This is a genomic window from Rhizobium sp. 05N430 (genome assembly GCF_056396985.1).
This window is the reverse complement of sequence record NZ_JBFTMO010000011.1, coordinates 45,583-61,433: the sequence shown is the minus strand read 5'-3', so window position 1 is coordinate 61,433 and position 15,851 is coordinate 45,583. Positions and strand designations below refer to the sequence as shown.

Here is a 15,851-nt window from a genome sequence, read left to right as displayed (position 1 = left end):
AAGATTATTTTCACATATGGGTTATCTTTGCAAGAGCTGTCGATTGTGCCAAGACACACTGGAAGGTCAGCGCCGGCACGGCCGGTGCAATATCGGCAGCGAAATGCTGATGATGTCAGGCAGGTTCATCGACGGCGGCGTGCCGATGTGTATAAAGACGATAGCGGCGCGGCTCCCCGCCGGCGCCGCCGCCAATTTCCAACCAGGGTAGCGCTTGCCGTCCGCCGGCGGCTCGCGCTTCTCGATCAATCCAAGCAAGCGACGCTCTGCGACAACGAGATTCTGGACACAAACATGCGCCTTACGGATTGCCATAACTTCCACGACTTCCGCCGTCTCGCGAAGCGCCGCCTGCCCGGCCCGATCTTCAACTACATCGACGGCGCGGCTGACGACGAGGTGACCTACCGGCGCAATACGGCATCCTTCGAAAGCTGCGATCTGCTGCCGAGCGTGTTGCGCGGGGTTACCGATGTCGACATGTCCGTGACGGTCATGGGCCAGCGCCTGGCAATGCCGGTCTATTGCTCGCCGACGGCGCTGCAGCGGCTCTTCCACCATGATGGCGAACGGGCGGTTGCGCGGGCTGCCGGCAAGTTCGACACGATGTTTGGCGTCTCCTCGCTCGGCACCGTAAGCCTTGAGGAAGCGCGGCGGATCAGCGGCGCGCCGCAGGTCTATCAGTTTTATTTCCACAAGGACCGCGGCCTGAACCGCGAGATGATGGCCCGCGCCAAGCAGGCCGGCGTTCAGGTAATGATGCTGACCGTCGACAGCATCACCGGCGGCAACCGCGAACGCGACAAGCGCACCGGCTTTTCCATCCCCTTCCGCCTGAACCTCGCGGGCATCGCACAATTCGCGGTCAAGCCGGGCTGGGCACTCAACTTCTTCACCCACGAGAAATTCAAGCTGCCGCAGCTCGACAGCCACGTGGACATGGGCAGCGGCACCATGTCGATCAGCCGCTATTTCACCGAGATGCTCGACCCCGCCATGAACTGGGATGATGTCGCCGATATGGTGAAGACCTGGGGCGGCCAGTTCTGCCTCAAGGGCATCATGACCGTCGAGGACGCCAAGCGCGCCATCGATATCGGCTGCACCGGCATCGTGCTCTCCAATCACGGCGGCCGCCAGCTGGATGGCTCGCGCAGCGGCTTCGACCAGCTGGCCGAGATCGTCGATGCGGTCGGCGACAAGATCGACGTGATGATCGATGGCGGCGTGCAGCGCGGCACCCATGTTCTGAAGGCGCTTTCGCTCGGGGCCAAGGCCGTCGGGCTCGGCCGCTACTATCTCTTCCCGCTGGCCGGAGCCGGCCAGGCGGGCGTCGAGCGCGCGCTAACGCTGATGCATGCGGAACTCGAGCGCGGCATGAAGCTGATGGGTTGCTCGTCGATCGACCAGCTCACCCGCGCGAACATCCGCTTCCGCTAATCAGGGCCTTCCCGTTCACGATTGAGAGAGCAAGCGTTGTGTGTGACGGCACAGCGCGATAGATCTGGCGTTGTCTTTTGAAATGGAGGATTTTCAATGGATTATCGCAAGCTCGGTCCGAGCGGCACGATCGTGACCGCCTATTGCCTGGGGACCATGACATTTGGCGCAGAGTCGGATGAGGCGACCTCGCACAAGCTGCTCGACGACTATTTCGCCTGGGGCGGCAATTTTATCGATACCGCTGATGTTTACAGTGCAGGCGTTTCCGAAGAGATCATCGGCCGCTGGCTGAAGGCGCGTCCGGCGGAGGCCAAGCAGGCCGTGATCGCCACCAAGGGCCGCTTTCCGATGGGTGACGGCCCCAACGATATCGGTCTGTCGCGGCGCCACCTTCACGATGCGCTGAATGCATCGCTGAAGCGCCTCGGCGTTGATTATATCGATCTCTACCAGATGCATGCCTGGGACGCGCTGACGCCAATCGAGGAGACATTGCGCTTCCTCGACGACGCCATATCGTCGGGCAAGATCGGCTATTACGGCTTCTCGAATTATGTCGGCTGGCATATCGCCAAGGCCTCGGAAATCGCCAAGGCGCAGGGCTATACGCGGCCGGTGACGCTGCAGCCGCAATACAATCTGCTGATGCGCGATATCGAGCTCGAGATCGTCGCGGCCTGCCAGGACGCCGGCATGGGACTGCTTCCCTGGTCGCCGCTCGGCGGCGGCTGGCTGACCGGCAAATACAAGCGCGACCAGATGCCGACGGGTGCAACGCGCCTCGGCGAAAATCCGAAGCGCGGCGGCGAGGCCTATGAGGCCCGCAACGCGCAGGAACGCACCTGGAATATTATCAGCACGGTCGAGGAAATCGCCAGAGCCCGCGGCGTCAGCATGGCGCAAGTGGCGCTTGCCTGGACCGCGGCACGCCCCGCGGTGACCTCTGTCATCCTCGGCGCCCGCACCACCGAGCAGCTATCCGACAATCTCGGCGCCGCCAAGCTGGCGCTGTCGGATGAAGAGACGCAGCGGCTGACCGACATCAGCGCCCCGACACCCGGACAATATCCCTACGGCGTCAACGGCACCAACCAGCGCCACCGCAAGATGGAAGGCGGACGCTGACAATCGAAGGCGGCGTCAGATCCTGACGCCGCTCGTTTCGTCGAAGAGATGAAGATGGGCAGGATCGACGGTCACGCCGATGGTCTCGCCCGCATGTGCGCCGCTGCGGCCGGTCTGGACGATCGTCAGCTCGGGTGCCGTTGCCGTGGCGACGAAGGTCGATGAGCCCGTCGATTCCACGAAGGCGACAGGCACATCGAAAGTCCCCTGCCCCTGCCCGGTGATCCCCAGATGTTCGGGCCGCAGCCCCGCCGTCACCCTGGCGCCGGGCTGCAGTTGATGGTTGGAAGCGATCGTTTGCCTCACGGTGCCGAAATCGAGAACGAGGCTGCGTCCATCTTCGCCGGCGATTGCCGGGATGAAGTTCATCGCCGGTGAGCCAATGAAACCGCCAACGAACTTGTTGGCCGGCTTGTCGTAGAGATCGAGCGGTTTGCCCTGCTGCTCGATGATCCCGTCACGCATGACGACCACATGGTCGGCCATGGTCATGGCTTCGATCTGGTCGTGTGTCACATAGACCGACGTCGCATGCAGCCGGTCGTGCAATGCGCGGATCTCCTTGCGCATCGAAACACGCAATGCGGCATCGAGATTGGACAAGGGTTCATCAAACAGGAAGGCCTTGGGGTTTCGGATAATAGCCCGGCCCATGGCAACACGCTGGCGCTGGCCACCGGAGAGCTGGCGGGGATACCGATCCAGCAGGCCTGTCAGCCCGGCGATCGTCGCGACTTCCTGTGCCTTGCGCTTGGCCTCCGGCTTCGGGACCTTGCGCATGCGCAGCGAGTAGGTGAGATTCTGCTCGACGGTCATATGCGGGTAGAGCGCATAGGACTGGAAAACCATGGCGATATCGCGCATGCGCGGCGGCACATCGTTCATCACGTCGCCGGCGATCTTCATGGTACCGCCGGTGATCCTTTCGAGCCCAGCAAGCGAGCGTAGCAGCGTCGATTTTCCGCAGCCGGACGGGCCGACCAGGGCAACGAACTGCCCCTTCGGGATCGTCAGATTGATATTCTTGAGGGCATGATAGGCGCCGTAATGCTTCTCGATTCCGGAGAGTTCGATCTGGATGTCCTGGTTCATGCGAGGCGACCTGTGATTGGAACGGAGAGCGGATTGTTCACGAGCATCATTTCACGGCTCCCACGGCAATGCCGCGCGTCAGAGTGCGTTGGAAGATCAGGAAGAAGATCAGCGTTGGCGCAATGCCGAGCAGGGCTGCGGCAGCCGTCGTTGTCGGTGTCTGTACGAACTGGCCGTTGAGGACGCCCATCGATACGGAGACCGTCTGGTTGACGTTCGACACCAACAGCACCAGCGGCAGCAGGAACTCGTTCCACGTCCAGATGAAGAAGAAGGTCGCCAGCACCGCAAGCGTTGGCATTAGCATCGGCACGACGATCGTCCAGAGAATTTTCCACGGTGTCGCGCCATCCATCTCGGCCGCCTCGATGATCTCGCGCGGGAATGCGGTCATGACCGACGAGAGAAGATAGGTGCCGAAAGCGCTCTGCAGGACCGAGAAGACGATGATCACCGACCAGATCGTGTCGAACAGTCCGACGGCCTTGGAGAGATAATAGATTGGATAGATCAGCGATTCATGCGGGATCATGATGCCGACGAGCAGGATCGTCAGCATGTATTTGCTGCCCTTCACCTTGCCGATGCCGAACGCATAGGCATTCAACAGACTGAGCAGCACGGCGATAACGGCTGTCGATGCGCTGATGATCGTGCTGTTGATCAGCTTCTGCGTGAAATCGACATTGTTCCAGAACGTCTTGAGTGCCGTCAGGTCGAAGCTTCGGGGAATGGCGAGCGGCCCGTAGGTGCCGTAGTCCTCAGGTGTCCGGATCGCGTTAGTGAACGCCAGCACGAAGGGGCACAGGAAGAGGATGAGCGCGAAGGAAATGGCGGCAAGCACCCACCAGCGCGATGATCCGTACATCGACCCGGTCGATGCCGCATGCGCCGGCCGGCTGGCCGTGTCGAGGGAGATCGCTGCTTCGCTCATCGATCGTTCTCCGTGTGACGCGACTGGATGCGGATGAAAATGAAGCAGATGACGAGGGTCATCAGCATCTGCGCCGTGGTGATGGCCGCACCATATCCAACGCGGTTGGTGGCGAAGAATTCGTGGTAGGACATCTGCGACGGCACCATCGTCGCGTTATCGGGCCCGCCCGAAGTCAGCACGAAGATCGGCGCGAAGACCTTGAGCGCAGCGATGGTCGTGGTCAGGCCGACGACGAAGATCTCAGGTTTCAAGAGAGGCACGGTGATCGTCCAGAAGCGCTGCAGCCAGGCAGCGCCATCGAGTTCTGCCGCCTCTTGCAGCGAAGGATCGACACGGGCCAGGCCCGACATGAAGACGACGAGGCAATAACCAAGCTGCAGCCAAACCATGACGACCATGATCGCCCAGAGCGCCAGCTGCGGTTCGCCGAGCCAGTTTTGCTTGAGGCTGCCCATGCCGGTTGCGTCGAGGATGGCGTTGATGATGCCGAACGGGTTCAGCATCCAGCCCCAGAGAATGCCGGCGGCCGAGACCGGCAGGATCTGCGGCAGATAGAAGCCGGCCCGGAAGAAGCTGGCAAGCGCGTTGGAAAAGCGCGAACTGATGTAATCGAACAGAAGCGCGGCAAGAAGAACGCCGATGGCGGTCGGGATGATGGCCATGGCGAAGACGAAGGCGGCGGTGTTGACCAGCGAATGCCAGAACGTATCGTCCGTCAGCAGCCGTTCGTAGTTGCGCAGGCCGGCGAATTTCGGAATGCCGATGCCCTTCCAGGTCGTGAAGCTGATCATCAGATTCATGACGAACGGGATGAGAATGATGGTCACGAAACCAAGCATTCCGGGTATCAGGTAAAACCAATAGACCCTGCCCGGCTGTGCGTCCGCGGATGCGCCCGACATATTTCCTCCGGCTTCATTTGAGAGGGGAAGCAGGGCGCCGGGGCGCCCTGCCGGTCAGGAGACTTACTGGTCGCCCTGCACTTCGTCGTAAGGCTCCTTCAGGCGCTCGGCGAACTCCTCGGGAGTGACCGAGCCGCCGATGACCGCCTGCGTGGCCTTCAGCATGACATCGTAGTAGCCGGGAACCGGCCAGTCCGGATAGAAGCCGAGGCCATTCTGGGCGACGAGCTTGTTGAAGAGCTCGACCTCGATCTTGCCGACCGGATCGGTGACCATGGCCGGATCTGCGGCGATCGGCAGACCGCCGGAATTGCCGAACAGCGCCTGGTTATCCTTCGACAGCGTGATGTCGATGAAGTCGTAGGCGAGATTCTTGTTCTTGGCGTTCTTCGGCACGACCCAGATATTGCCGGTCGAGGCGGGCGAAATGACATTGCCCGGGAACAGGAACTGGCTGGCCTTGAAGTTCTTGATGGCGCCGAACTGGGCACCGTACCACGTACCGGTCACAACCATCGGAGACTTGCCGGTTTCGAAGAGGTTCGCCATGTCAGGCGCCTTGAGGCCGGTCGAATCCTTGGAAATATAGCCCTTCTTGACCCATTCCTGCAGTTTCTGGCCAGCATAGACGAAGGGGGCCGTATCGAGTGGCGTACGGATCGCCTGGAAGTCGTTGACCCACTTCGGATCGGCCTTCGACAGCGCGAAGAGATACATCAGATGCTGGGCCGGGTAATCGTTGGCAGCCTCTGCGATCGGCGTGACGCCCTTCTTGACGAAGACGTCCATCACCTTTTCCATCTCTTCGAGGGTCTTGGGAACCTCGACGCCGGCTTCCTTGAACATGTTCTCGTTGTAGAACACCGAGACGAATTCGCCGTAATTGGCAACGCCGATCAGCGGACCGTTGCCGTAAATGCCCTTCTCGTCATAACGGCTCAGCTGGTTGCTGGCATCGGAGAGAACCTTGTCCCAGCCGCGCTGCTTGGCAACGTCGCCGAGATCGGTCAGCAGGCCCTGCGATGCGGCGAGACCGGCAACGGCATTGCCCTTGTTATATTCCATCAGATCCGGCGCTTCGGCCGAATTCAGGATCATGGTGCCGGATTTGGTGATCTGGTCAAACGTCTTCAGCTCGAACTGAACTTTGACGTCGGGATGCTTTTCCTGGAAGGTTTCAAGCGCCTTCTTCCAGGTGATACCGGCAGCACTTGCCGCGTCTTCATACCACCAGATCTTGAAGGTCTTGTCCTCGGCATGGACGGTCGTGGACAGCAGCATCGAAACGCCGAGCGCCAACGCAAGTTTTGATATCGCTTTCATACTTTCCTCCCAAAAGCGGCCATGCCGCGAAAGCTTAAATGATCGCGTTGCACGCCTGGCCTCCTCCGCCCGCGCACGCCGCACGATAGGTCAGTCAAACCGGATCGGCAACAAAATCACCGCCCCGGGCATGCTTTAGGTGGTTCAGCGCATGAACCTGGCCGGTCATCTCCAGCGCATCACGATAGACCGGGTCATGCCAGCCTTCGATATCGATCGAACCGGACCATCCGGCGAGGCGCAGTTCGGAGATGATATCGGTCCAGTTGCTGTCGCCGAAGCCCGGCGTGCGCATGAAGACGAACTTCTCCTTGCCGAAAATGCCGTGCTCCTTGATCACATCCCAGCGGATCGTCGCGTCCTTGCCGTGAACGTGGAAGATCTTCGAGGCCCATTTGCGGATCTGCGGCAGCGGCTCGATCAGATAAACCATCTGATGGCAGGGTTCCCATTCGAGGCCGATATTGTCATCGGGTGTCTCGTTGAACATCAGTTCCCAGGCATCGGGGTTATGAGCGATGTTCCAGTCGCCGGTCGCCCAGTTGCCGTCCATTGCGCAGTTTTCGAAGGCGATCTTGACGCCCTTGTCGGCTGCCCGCTTGGCGAGCTCGCTCCAGATTTGCTTGTAGCGCGGCAGGCTGTCGGTCAGCACCTTGCCGCGGATACGGCCAGTAAAGCCGGCAACGCAGGTAGCGCCGAAATGATGGGCGTTGTCGATGCAATCCTTCCAGCCCTGCAGCGTCTGCAGGTCCATGTCGGTTTCTTCAAGCGGATTGCCGAACATGCCGAGCGTCGAAATGGTGATGTCGCGATCGCCAATCGCATCCAGCGAGCGCTTGCCGAGTTCGGCGAGATCTTGGCCGTTGGTCGTCTGCCAGAAGAACGGCTCAAAACTTTCGAAACCCATATCGGCGATCTGGCCGATGCGCTTGTCGGCGCCGCCCTTCGAAGCGCTGATCATGGTGCCGATACGGATGGACTTTGCGGGGTTGCTCACGATCTCATTCCCTATGCTGAAATTTCAATGCGCTTGCCTGTTTTGGCGCTTTCAATGGCGCCGAAAACCATGGCAAGACTTCTGATATTGTCGGAACTGACGGTCTCCGGCCGCTTGCCGGAGCGGATGGCCTCAACGAAACTGGCGATCACGCTGGCATGGCCATGCGTCTCGTCGTCATGCTCGGGCTGCGGAACCTCGACAGCGCTGAAGCCATGAAGCAGGCCCGGCTCCGCGCCGGAAACGGCGGCGCTGAAATTCTCCGCGCCGTCCCAGGTCAGCATGCCCTTCGAGCCGACCAGCCGCCACTCGCTTTCCCAGCTGGTGCGCTCGCCTTCGGCGCACCACGAGCCGCGATAGGTGAAGATCACATCATCGGCGAATTCGAATGTGGCATTGGCTGAGGCGCCATGACGGTACCACGAGCCCTTCGGGTTCTTCTCGACGCAATAGACGGCCAGCGGCTTCTTGCCTGCCACATAGCGGGCGGCGTCGAAGGTATGGATCGCCATATCGAGCAAAAGGACATTGTCCATCTCCTCGCGGAAGCCGCCGAAATGCGGGGCGATGAAGAAGTCGCAATGGATGCCGGTCAGATCGCCGATCGCCCCGCTCTCGACGAAGCGGCGCATGCGGCGCACGCCCGAGATGAAGCGGCGGTTCTGGATGATGGCGTGGATCTTGCCGGTATCGGCGGCCAGATCGATCAGCGCGGCACCTTCGGCAAGCGAGGTCGCCATCGGCTTTTCACTGAGCACGTGGCAACCAGCCTTCAGGGCCGTGGAGACCACATTGAAACGGGCGGCGGGAACGACGACGTCGAAGACGATGTCGGCCTTCGCCTGCTTGATCACATCGCCAAGGTCGGTGCCGATGACAGCATCGCTCAAGCCGAACTCGGCAGCGAGCGCTTCGGCGACAGCAGGGTTCAGGTCCACGAGGCCCTTGACCTCGATAGTACCAGCAAGCGCCGGCGTGTCCTTGATCGCTCGCAGCCAGCCTTTCGACATGGCTCCGCACCCGCATAAAACGGCATTCAATGTCACGATTTCCTCCCGTGGCGCGCTTCCCGTATTCCTCCGGAAACGCATCCCGTAAACGTTTACGATACTATTCGGAAACGTTTCCTGCTGTCAAGACGCCGATAAATTAGAAAAAATGCTGCGGAAAACATCAGCGAAAGCGAGCCCTTAGGCAGATTTGCGCCGCAGTGCAGCACAGAAATATCGAGGGTGTCATCTGGCTGTTAAGCAAACATTCTACTAAGCTCCAGATCGGATTGCACAGCCGTGCAATGGGAGGAGACATGATGAACCAGGACGCGTTTCTGGAACTGAGTTCTGTTGCCTGCAGATATGGCAGCACAAAGGTTCTGAACGATATCAACCTCAGCATTCAGCGCGGCGAATTCGTGGCCCTTCTCGGCTCTTCCGGCTGTGGAAAGACGACGCTGCTGCGGGTGCTGGCTGGTTTCATCGCGCCCTCCTCCGGCACGGTTTCCGTGCGCCATCGCGACGTTACTCACCTGCCGCCCGACAAGCGCGGCATGGCACTGGTCTTCCAATCCTATGCGCTCTGGCCGCATATGACGGTTGCGCAGAATATCGGCTACGGCCTGAAGCTGCGCGGCGTTGCGAAGGCGGAGATCGCCACGCGCGTCGCCGCCATGCAGAGCCTGCTCGGCCTCGACGGGCTTGGCGCGCGCAAACCGGCGGCACTGTCAGGCGGCCAGCGCCAGCGTGTCGCCCTCGGCCGCGCATTGGCCATCGACCCTGAGATCCTGCTGCTCGATGAGCCGCTTTCCAATCTCGACGCCCGCATTCGCCTCACGGTCCGCCACGAGCTGCGCGCGCTGCAGAAGCGCCTCGGCATCACCGCCGTCCACGTCACCCACGATCGCGAGGAGGCCATGGTGATGGCCGATCGCATCGTCATCCTCAATGCCGGAGAGATCGCCCAGCAGGGAACGCCCGAGGATGTCTACAACCGCCCGGCATCCGCCTTCGTCGCTGCCTTCATGGGCGCCGAGAACGTGCTGCCGCTGGAAGGCGTGCCGCAGGGCGACAGTTTCCACATCGCCGCAGGTCCTGCCAATGCCGCAGGCAGCGTGCCGCTGCTCGGCCGCAAGCTTACGCCCGGCGCCATCGAGGCGCGGTTCCGGCCGGAAGCCGCCCAGCTGCTGCCGATGGACACGCCGATCGCGGCACCCGGCATGACCTTCGAGGGCGAGGTGACCGCCGTCAGCTATCCAGGCGGCCATTGGCGCCATTCCGTCAGGCTCGGCGAGCGCGACATCATGGCCGATGCGCCACGCGCCTTCGAGCCCGGTGACCGCGTGCAGGTCCATATCGGACCGGACGCGCTGTTTCTTTTCAATTCGCCGGAGTCCACCCCGGCCATTGCCATTTCCCGGTCCGCGGCCGGGAAAGCTCACGCATGACTTTATCTTTTTGAACCCATGGAGACATACTCATGAAGAGACTGACCTATGCAGCTTTCGCCGTCGCTCTCGCCGCCTTTCCGCTGAAGGCCGAAGAACTGACCGTTGCGACCGCTGGCGACCAGAACATGGTCGATTACATCAACCAGTATCTCGGACCGCTTTTTGAAAAGGCCTATCCGGGCAACACGGTTCGCGCCGTCGGCACCGGCCCCGGCGACGCCGGTTCACAGAAAATCCTCGAGCGCTTCGACGCCCAGCAGGCTGCCAACACGGCAAACTGGGATATCGACGTTGCCGTCGTCCACGAGAAGTTCGCTGGCCCGATGGTCCAGAAGGGTTATCTCGAAAAGTATCGCGGCGCGATCGACACCGGCAAGCTGGTCTCGCGCGACAACGCCAAGAACGCCCTCGGCTCCGACGTCGACGGCTATGTCATGCCGATGTTCAACAGCCAGACGGCAATCGCATACAACCCGGCTCTCGTTCCGAACCCGCCAAAGAGCTACACCGAGCTCGCAGCTTGGGCCAAGGAACATCCGAAGCAGTTCGGCTATAACGGCATCAAGGGCGGCGCTTCGGGCGTCAGCTTCGTCATGGGCTGGATCTACGCCTTCGGCGGCGGCGATGCTGCCAACCTGATGACCGGCCCGTTCAAGCAGGACGAGACCACCAAGTGGGGCGATGCCTTCAAGAGCCTCGCCGACTTCACCAAGAACGCAACGCTGACGCCTGGCAACGCCGGCACGCTTGACCTCCTGTCGCGCGGCGAAATCGCGATGGGTCCGGTCTGGGTCGACATGTTCTACTCCTGGCAGGCCAATGGCCAGCTGCCGCCGGAACTGAAGCTGGTTCTGCCGGCTCCGGGCATGCCGGGCCAGCCAATGCACTATGTCGTTCCGGCCAAGGCATCGCATAAGGACCTCGCCGAGAAGTTCATCGCGCTCGCCACCAGCCCTGAAGTTCAGGCCGACGGCATCGTGAAGAAGTTCAACTGGTATCCGGGCATCGACGCCCAGTTCGTCAAGCCGAAGCTCGACGACGCCACCTGGAACAAGCTGTTCGTCGACATCACGCCTGAAGACCTCGCCACCAAGGGCAAGCCTTTCCCGATCGCGCCTTACAACACCGCGATCCTCGAAGCCTACGAGCAGTCTGTGAAGTAAGCCAAACCGCTCCCTGCCGGAAACGGCGGGGAGCATCTTTCCGAAGCGAGGTCAAACGATGTCCAGACGCCTGCTCGGTCTCTTGCTCGTGCTTCCGGCACTTGCGGTGATTGCCTTTCTCTTCATCCTGCCGCTGGTGATGTCGGCGGTTGGCGCCTTTCGTATCGAAGGCGGCGGGTTCGGCTGGGACAATTTCTACAAGACCTTCGATCTCTACACCAAGGACATCATCTTTTCGGTGGTGATCATCACCATCTCGACCATCCTGATCGGCCTCGCCTCGATCGCCATCGGCGGCTATCTGACGCTCGGCGAACATCCGGTCGCCGTTGCCATTTTGCGCTGGCTCTATCGCTGGCCGATGTTCATTCCCTTCATCGTCGTCGGCCAGATCCTGCGCACCTTCCTTGCCAAGAGCGGGCTGATGAACAGCACGCTGATCAGCCTCGGGCTGCTGACGCCGATCGACGCCCAAAGCTATCTTGACTGGCGCGGCATCGTCATTGCCTTCGTCTGGAAACAGACGCCGTTCGTGACGCTGCTGGTTGCCGGCGCCATGGCCTCGGTCAACCGCGATACGATCGAGGCCGCCCGCAATCTCGGCGCTTCGCGTCTGCGCCTGCTCTTCGAAATCTTGGTGCCGCAGGTGTCGGTGACGCTGACCGTCGGCCTGATCCTGTCTTTCGTCACCATGATGTCCGTTCTCTCGGTACCGCTGATGATCAACGCGCAGTCGCCGACGATGCTGACGGCCGACATCGCCTTCCGCGTCAACGCCTATGGTGATTATGGCGTCGCCAACGCCCTCGGCCTCGTCTCGCTGGTGCTCGCCTCGTCGGTCGCCTGGATCTACCTGCGCCAGAGCCTGAAGGAGCGCGCATGACCCTCGCCACGCTTTCCCCTTCGCAATCGCAAGCGAGCCCGCTCTCTGCACTCTGGTGGATCCCGCGCGGCATCATCTTCGGCCTGATGGCCTTCTTCATCTTCGGGCCGCTGGCAAACCTGCTGCTCTGGACCGTCGCCGAGAAATGGTACTTCCCGCACAGCCTGCCGCTGCAATATGGCTTCAGCAGCTGGGCCAAGGTGTTCGCGCCGCGCGGCGGAGCGCTGGAATCGCTGACCAATTCGCTCATCGTCGCGGTGTTGACCGTCGTCGTTTCGCTGCTGCTGGCGATCCCTGCCGGTTACGCGCTGGCGCGGCTGAAACTACCTTTCCGGGCTCTGATCCTGCTGGCCTTCCTCATTCCTCAGGCGTTTCCGAACCTGACAGTCTATGTGAACGTCGCCCGCATCTTCTACGAGATCCGCCTCAATGGCACGATCCTTGGCGTCGTTCTCGTCCATGCCTCGCATGGTCTGGTCTACGCCGTCTGGATTGCCACGGCCGCCTTCTCGGCGATCGACGAGGAGCTGGAACAGGCGGCGCGCTCGGCCGGCGCGAGTGCCATGCGTGCCTTCATGGATATCACCTTGCCGCTCGCCGCACCCGGCCTGATGGCCAGCGCCATCTTCGTCTTCCTCGAAAGTCTCGATGAATTTACCGGAAGCTATTTCGTCGGCGCACCGGATGTGAACATGCTGCCGCTTCTGCTGTATACTGCAGGTTCGGGCGGTAATTATCAGATCGCCTCGATCACTGCCCTCTTGCTGCTCATTCCTTCCTTGGTCTTTATGTTTATCGTCGAGCGATTCCTGAAGGCAGACGTCCTTTCACGCGTGGGGCATTGAGAGATTGTCATGAATGACGGCCCGATCAACGACACCAAGAACCAGCGCAAGGAGCGGATGCGCTTCGTCAGCGCCGAGCAAGTGGCACAGCTTGCCGGCGTTTCGCGGTCGGCGGTCTCGCGCACCTTCACGCCGGGCGCCAGCGTCGCACCGCTGACGCGCGAGAAGGTGCTGAAGGCTGCCGACGAGCTCGGTTATCAGGTCAACGATCTGGCGCGCGGCGTGCTTGCCAACCAGAGCCGGCTTGTCGGCATCGTCGCGACACGGCCGGAAGTCGGCTTCCGGGCCCACCTTGCGGCAGCCCTGTCGAAGGCGCTGATCCAGCGCGGCAGCATTCCGATCCTTATCAACACCGGTCAGACCGAGGAGGAAATGCTTGCCGCCCAGAAGATGCTGATCGGCCACCGCGCCGAGGCGACGATCATCCTCTCCGGCTCGCCGCCGGCCAATTTCGTCGAGCTGGCGCATCGCAACGGCCAGCCACTGGTGGTGATCGGCCGCTCCGAGCCGGATGCCGACCACGTGCGCGCCGGCAACTCCGAAGCATCGCGAAAAGCGGCCAACGCCTTCTTCGAAAAGGGCCGCCGGAAGCTTGCCGTCGCCGCATCCTTCTCCGCGACCTCGAGCATCGCCGAACGCGAGAACGCCTTCAAAACCGCCGCCGAAGCGCTGGGGGCGACTGTCACCATCGGCCGCGGCAAGGATTCCGACTATGACAGCGGCATCGCCGCCGCCAGTCAGCTTTTCGCTCGTCCGGACGACCATCCCGACGCCGTTTATTGCGCCAACGACCAGATCGCCTTCGGGCTGATGGACTATGTGCGCACCACACTCGGCCTGCGCATCCCCGAAGACGTCGCCGTCATCGGCTTCGACGATGTTCCCGAAGCCGCCTGGCTGAGCTACCGGCTGACGACCTTCCGCCAGGACCCTGTCGTCATGGCGCAGCGCGCTGTCGAGCTGGTGGAAAAACGGCTGGCCAATCCCGACCTTCCCCCCGCCTATGAGCGGGTCATTCCGGAGCTGATCGTCCGCGACAGCTTCGTTCCCTGACCCAGAAAGATCCCCATGCTCTGCGAATTCCCTGATGATCCGCGCTTCGTGCTGGCGCGGGAGGTGATCCTCGAAGCCGCGGCAAAGGCGCTCGCCTACTTTGCCGACCTCGCTTCGCTGGAAAGCAGCCAGAAGCTCAACGGCCAGGATATCGTCAGCGAGGCCGACAAGGCGGTCGAAGCGCTGATCCGCACACGCATCGCCGCCGCCTTTGCCGATGATGGCGTGCTCGGCGAGGAAGAGGGCCTGAGCGAAGGCCCATCGGGCTATCTCTGGGTGGTCGATCCGATCGACGGCACCAGCTGTTTCGTCAACGGCCTGGACCAGTGGTGCATCTCGATCGCCGTCATGAAGGGCGCCGAGACAGTGCTCGGACTGATCTGCCAGCCATCGACAGGCGATCTATTCACTGCCAAGCAAGGCGCAGGCGCGCAGCTCAACGGGCGGTCCATGCAAGTGACCGGTACCTGCAGCATCTCGACTGGCCTGCTCGGCGTCGGCGCCAATTTCCGCATTCCGCTCCGGCAGGTGTCCGCTTTCATCGAACTGCTTCTGGAAGCGGGCGGCATGTTCATCCGCAATGGTTCGGGTGCGCTCATGCTGGCGCAGGTCGCCAGCGGGCGGCTGGCTGGCTATTACGAGCCGCATATCAACGCCTGGGACTGCGCAGCCGGCCTATTGATGATCCGCGAAGCCGGTGGCTGGACCGCGGACTTTCCGGGGGAAGGCGGAACGCTGCTGACCGGCGGCCCGGTCATCGCCGCAGCGCCGCAGATGCGCGACGAACTGCTTTCGCTTATCGCCCATTCGCTTGCAAATGCCGAGGCTGCCGCATGAAGCTCATCCACATTTCCGATTTCCACCTGGTTTCCGCCGGTGAGACATTGCTCGGACTCGATCCGGCCGCCCGCATGGATGCGTGTCTTTCCGACGTCGAACAGTTTCACCCGGACGCCTCGCTCGTCGTCGTATCAGGCGATCTTTCGGAGACCGGTGGCGCCGATACCTACGAAATCCTGAAGGCCCGCGTTCAGCGCTCGCCGCTGACCATCCGGCTGATGCTCGGCAATCACGATATCCGGGAGAATTTTGCTGCAGCTTTCCCGGATCAGATGGTCGAAAACGGCTTTGCCCAGGCAGCGATCGATCTCCCCGAGGGCCGGGTGATCACGCTTGATACACTCGACGACGGCAAGGTGACCGGCAGGCTCTGCGCTGCTAGACTGGCCTGGCTCAAGGACAAGCTCGACGAAGCCCGCGGCCGGCCGGTCTATCTCTTCATGCACCATCCGCCGGCCAAGGTGCATCTGCCTGCCCTCGACCTTTTCGGACTTGCCGAACCGGAGCCGTTCTTCGATCTCCTGAAGAGCCATGGCAATGTGCGCCACATCTTTGCAGGCCACCTGCACCGGCTGATCACCGGCAACTGGCAGGGCATCCCTTTCACCATCCTGCGCAGTACCAACCACCAGACGGCGCTCGACTTCGTTTCACCGAAGACGACGAACTGCTTCGAGCCGCCTGTCTATTCGATCATCCTCGCCGACCCGGATTCGCTCATTATTCATATCCACCAATTCGCCGATTGACGGCGGTAACGCTTTCCGGAAACGTTTTCCTGTGGCAAGAAGAGGGCTCTACGGGC

The 15,851-nt window shown here is 61.5% G+C and carries 16 protein-coding genes; 9 read left to right on the top strand and 7 right to left on the bottom strand.

Going from position 1 to position 15,851, the window contains the following annotated elements; translation table 11 throughout:
- Nucleotides 1-66: 66 nt before the first annotated feature.
- A complete protein-coding gene (locus AC1DJO_RS20835; RefSeq protein WP_148194277.1) occupies nucleotides 67-258 on the bottom strand; it encodes a hypothetical protein in 192 nt (63 codons plus the stop codon).
- A gap of 36 nt (nucleotides 259-294) precedes the next feature.
- Here AC1DJO_RS20835 and AC1DJO_RS20830 point away from each other — a divergent pair, with 36 nt between their 5' ends.
- Together AC1DJO_RS20830 and AC1DJO_RS20825 are read left to right on the top strand one after the other, a co-directional pair.
- Nucleotides 295-1,440 carry an alpha-hydroxy acid oxidase gene (locus tag AC1DJO_RS20830; protein ID WP_112389062.1) on the top strand — a complete coding sequence of 382 codons (1,146 nt, stop codon included), beginning with the start codon at nucleotides 295-297 and terminating at the stop codon, nucleotides 1,438-1,440.
- Nucleotides 1,441-1,536: 96 nt separating this feature from the next.
- Nucleotides 1,537-2,568 (top strand): aldo/keto reductase, encoded by a 1,032-nt coding sequence (locus AC1DJO_RS20825; RefSeq protein ID WP_112388937.1) that lies wholly within the window; start codon nucleotides 1,537-1,539, stop codon nucleotides 2,566-2,568.
- Between the two features lie 15 nt (nucleotides 2,569-2,583).
- Here the strand turns inward: AC1DJO_RS20825 and AC1DJO_RS20820 are convergent, their stop codons facing one another.
- The 6 genes from AC1DJO_RS20820 to AC1DJO_RS20795 all read right to left on the bottom strand — a co-directional run bounded on the left by AC1DJO_RS20820 (nucleotide 2,584) and on the right by AC1DJO_RS20795 (nucleotide 8,910).
- The gene (locus AC1DJO_RS20820) at nucleotides 2,584-3,660 is read right to left on the bottom strand and encodes an ABC transporter ATP-binding protein (protein ID WP_112388936.1); all 1,077 of its coding nucleotides are present in this window, start codon (nucleotides 3,658-3,660) and stop codon (nucleotides 2,584-2,586) included.
- Nucleotides 3,661-3,706: 46 nt separating this feature from the next.
- Nucleotides 3,707-4,594 (bottom strand): carbohydrate ABC transporter permease, encoded by an 888-nt coding sequence (locus AC1DJO_RS20815; RefSeq protein WP_477831177.1) that lies wholly within the window; start codon nucleotides 4,592-4,594, stop codon nucleotides 3,707-3,709.
- The gene (locus AC1DJO_RS20810) at nucleotides 4,591-5,499 is read right to left on the bottom strand and encodes a carbohydrate ABC transporter permease (RefSeq protein WP_112388935.1); all 909 of its coding nucleotides are present in this window, start codon (nucleotides 5,497-5,499) and stop codon (nucleotides 4,591-4,593) included. The genes AC1DJO_RS20815 and AC1DJO_RS20810 overlap by 4 nt, the downstream gene beginning before the upstream one ends.
- 63 nt (nucleotides 5,500-5,562) lie before the next feature.
- Nucleotides 5,563-6,822, bottom strand: a complete 1,260-nt coding sequence (locus tag AC1DJO_RS20805) for an extracellular solute-binding protein (RefSeq protein ID WP_112388934.1) — start codon at nucleotides 6,820-6,822, stop codon at nucleotides 5,563-5,565.
- Nucleotides 6,823-6,916: 94 nt separating this feature from the next.
- Nucleotides 6,917-7,819: a sugar phosphate isomerase/epimerase family protein gene (locus AC1DJO_RS20800; protein WP_477972803.1), complete on the bottom strand. Its 903-nt coding sequence runs from the start codon at nucleotides 7,817-7,819 to the stop codon at nucleotides 6,917-6,919.
- 11 nt (nucleotides 7,820-7,830) lie between these two features.
- Nucleotides 7,831-8,910: a Gfo/Idh/MocA family protein gene (locus tag AC1DJO_RS20795; protein ID WP_477972801.1), complete on the bottom strand. Its 1,080-nt coding sequence runs from the start codon at nucleotides 8,908-8,910 to the stop codon at nucleotides 7,831-7,833.
- A gap of 218 nt (nucleotides 8,911-9,128) precedes the next feature.
- Here AC1DJO_RS20795 and AC1DJO_RS20790 point away from each other — a divergent pair, with 218 nt between their 5' ends.
- Genes AC1DJO_RS20790 through AC1DJO_RS20760 form a run of 7 tightly spaced genes read left to right on the top strand, consistent with a single transcriptional unit; the run spans nucleotide 9,129 to nucleotide 15,795 of the window.
- The gene (locus AC1DJO_RS20790; RefSeq protein WP_477972799.1) at nucleotides 9,129-10,259 is read left to right on the top strand and encodes an ABC transporter ATP-binding protein; all 1,131 of its coding nucleotides are present in this window, start codon (nucleotides 9,129-9,131) and stop codon (nucleotides 10,257-10,259) included.
- 32 nt (nucleotides 10,260-10,291) lie between these two features.
- On the top strand, nucleotides 10,292-11,425 hold the full coding sequence (locus AC1DJO_RS20785) for an ABC transporter substrate-binding protein (RefSeq protein WP_112388930.1): 1,134 nt from the start codon (nucleotides 10,292-10,294) through the stop codon (nucleotides 11,423-11,425).
- A gap of 58 nt (nucleotides 11,426-11,483) precedes the next feature.
- Nucleotides 11,484-12,308 (top strand): ABC transporter permease, encoded by an 825-nt coding sequence (locus tag AC1DJO_RS20780; protein ID WP_112388929.1) that lies wholly within the window; start codon nucleotides 11,484-11,486, stop codon nucleotides 12,306-12,308.
- Nucleotides 12,305-13,153: an ABC transporter permease gene (locus AC1DJO_RS20775; RefSeq protein ID WP_310290242.1), complete on the top strand. Its 849-nt coding sequence runs from the start codon at nucleotides 12,305-12,307 to the stop codon at nucleotides 13,151-13,153. The genes AC1DJO_RS20780 and AC1DJO_RS20775 overlap by 4 nt, the downstream gene beginning before the upstream one ends.
- Before the next feature lie 9 nt (nucleotides 13,154-13,162).
- Nucleotides 13,163-14,206 (top strand): LacI family DNA-binding transcriptional regulator, encoded by a 1,044-nt coding sequence (locus AC1DJO_RS20770; RefSeq protein ID WP_477972797.1) that lies wholly within the window; start codon nucleotides 13,163-13,165, stop codon nucleotides 14,204-14,206.
- A 15-nt stretch (nucleotides 14,207-14,221) separates the two neighbouring features.
- A complete protein-coding gene (locus AC1DJO_RS20765; protein WP_477972795.1) occupies nucleotides 14,222-15,043 on the top strand; it encodes an inositol monophosphatase family protein in 822 nt (273 codons plus the stop codon).
- Nucleotides 15,040-15,795 (top strand): phosphodiesterase, encoded by a 756-nt coding sequence (locus AC1DJO_RS20760; protein ID WP_477972793.1) that lies wholly within the window; start codon nucleotides 15,040-15,042, stop codon nucleotides 15,793-15,795. Before AC1DJO_RS20765 ends, AC1DJO_RS20760 begins: the two co-directional genes overlap by 4 nt.
- Nucleotides 15,796-15,851: the final 56 nt, after the last annotated feature.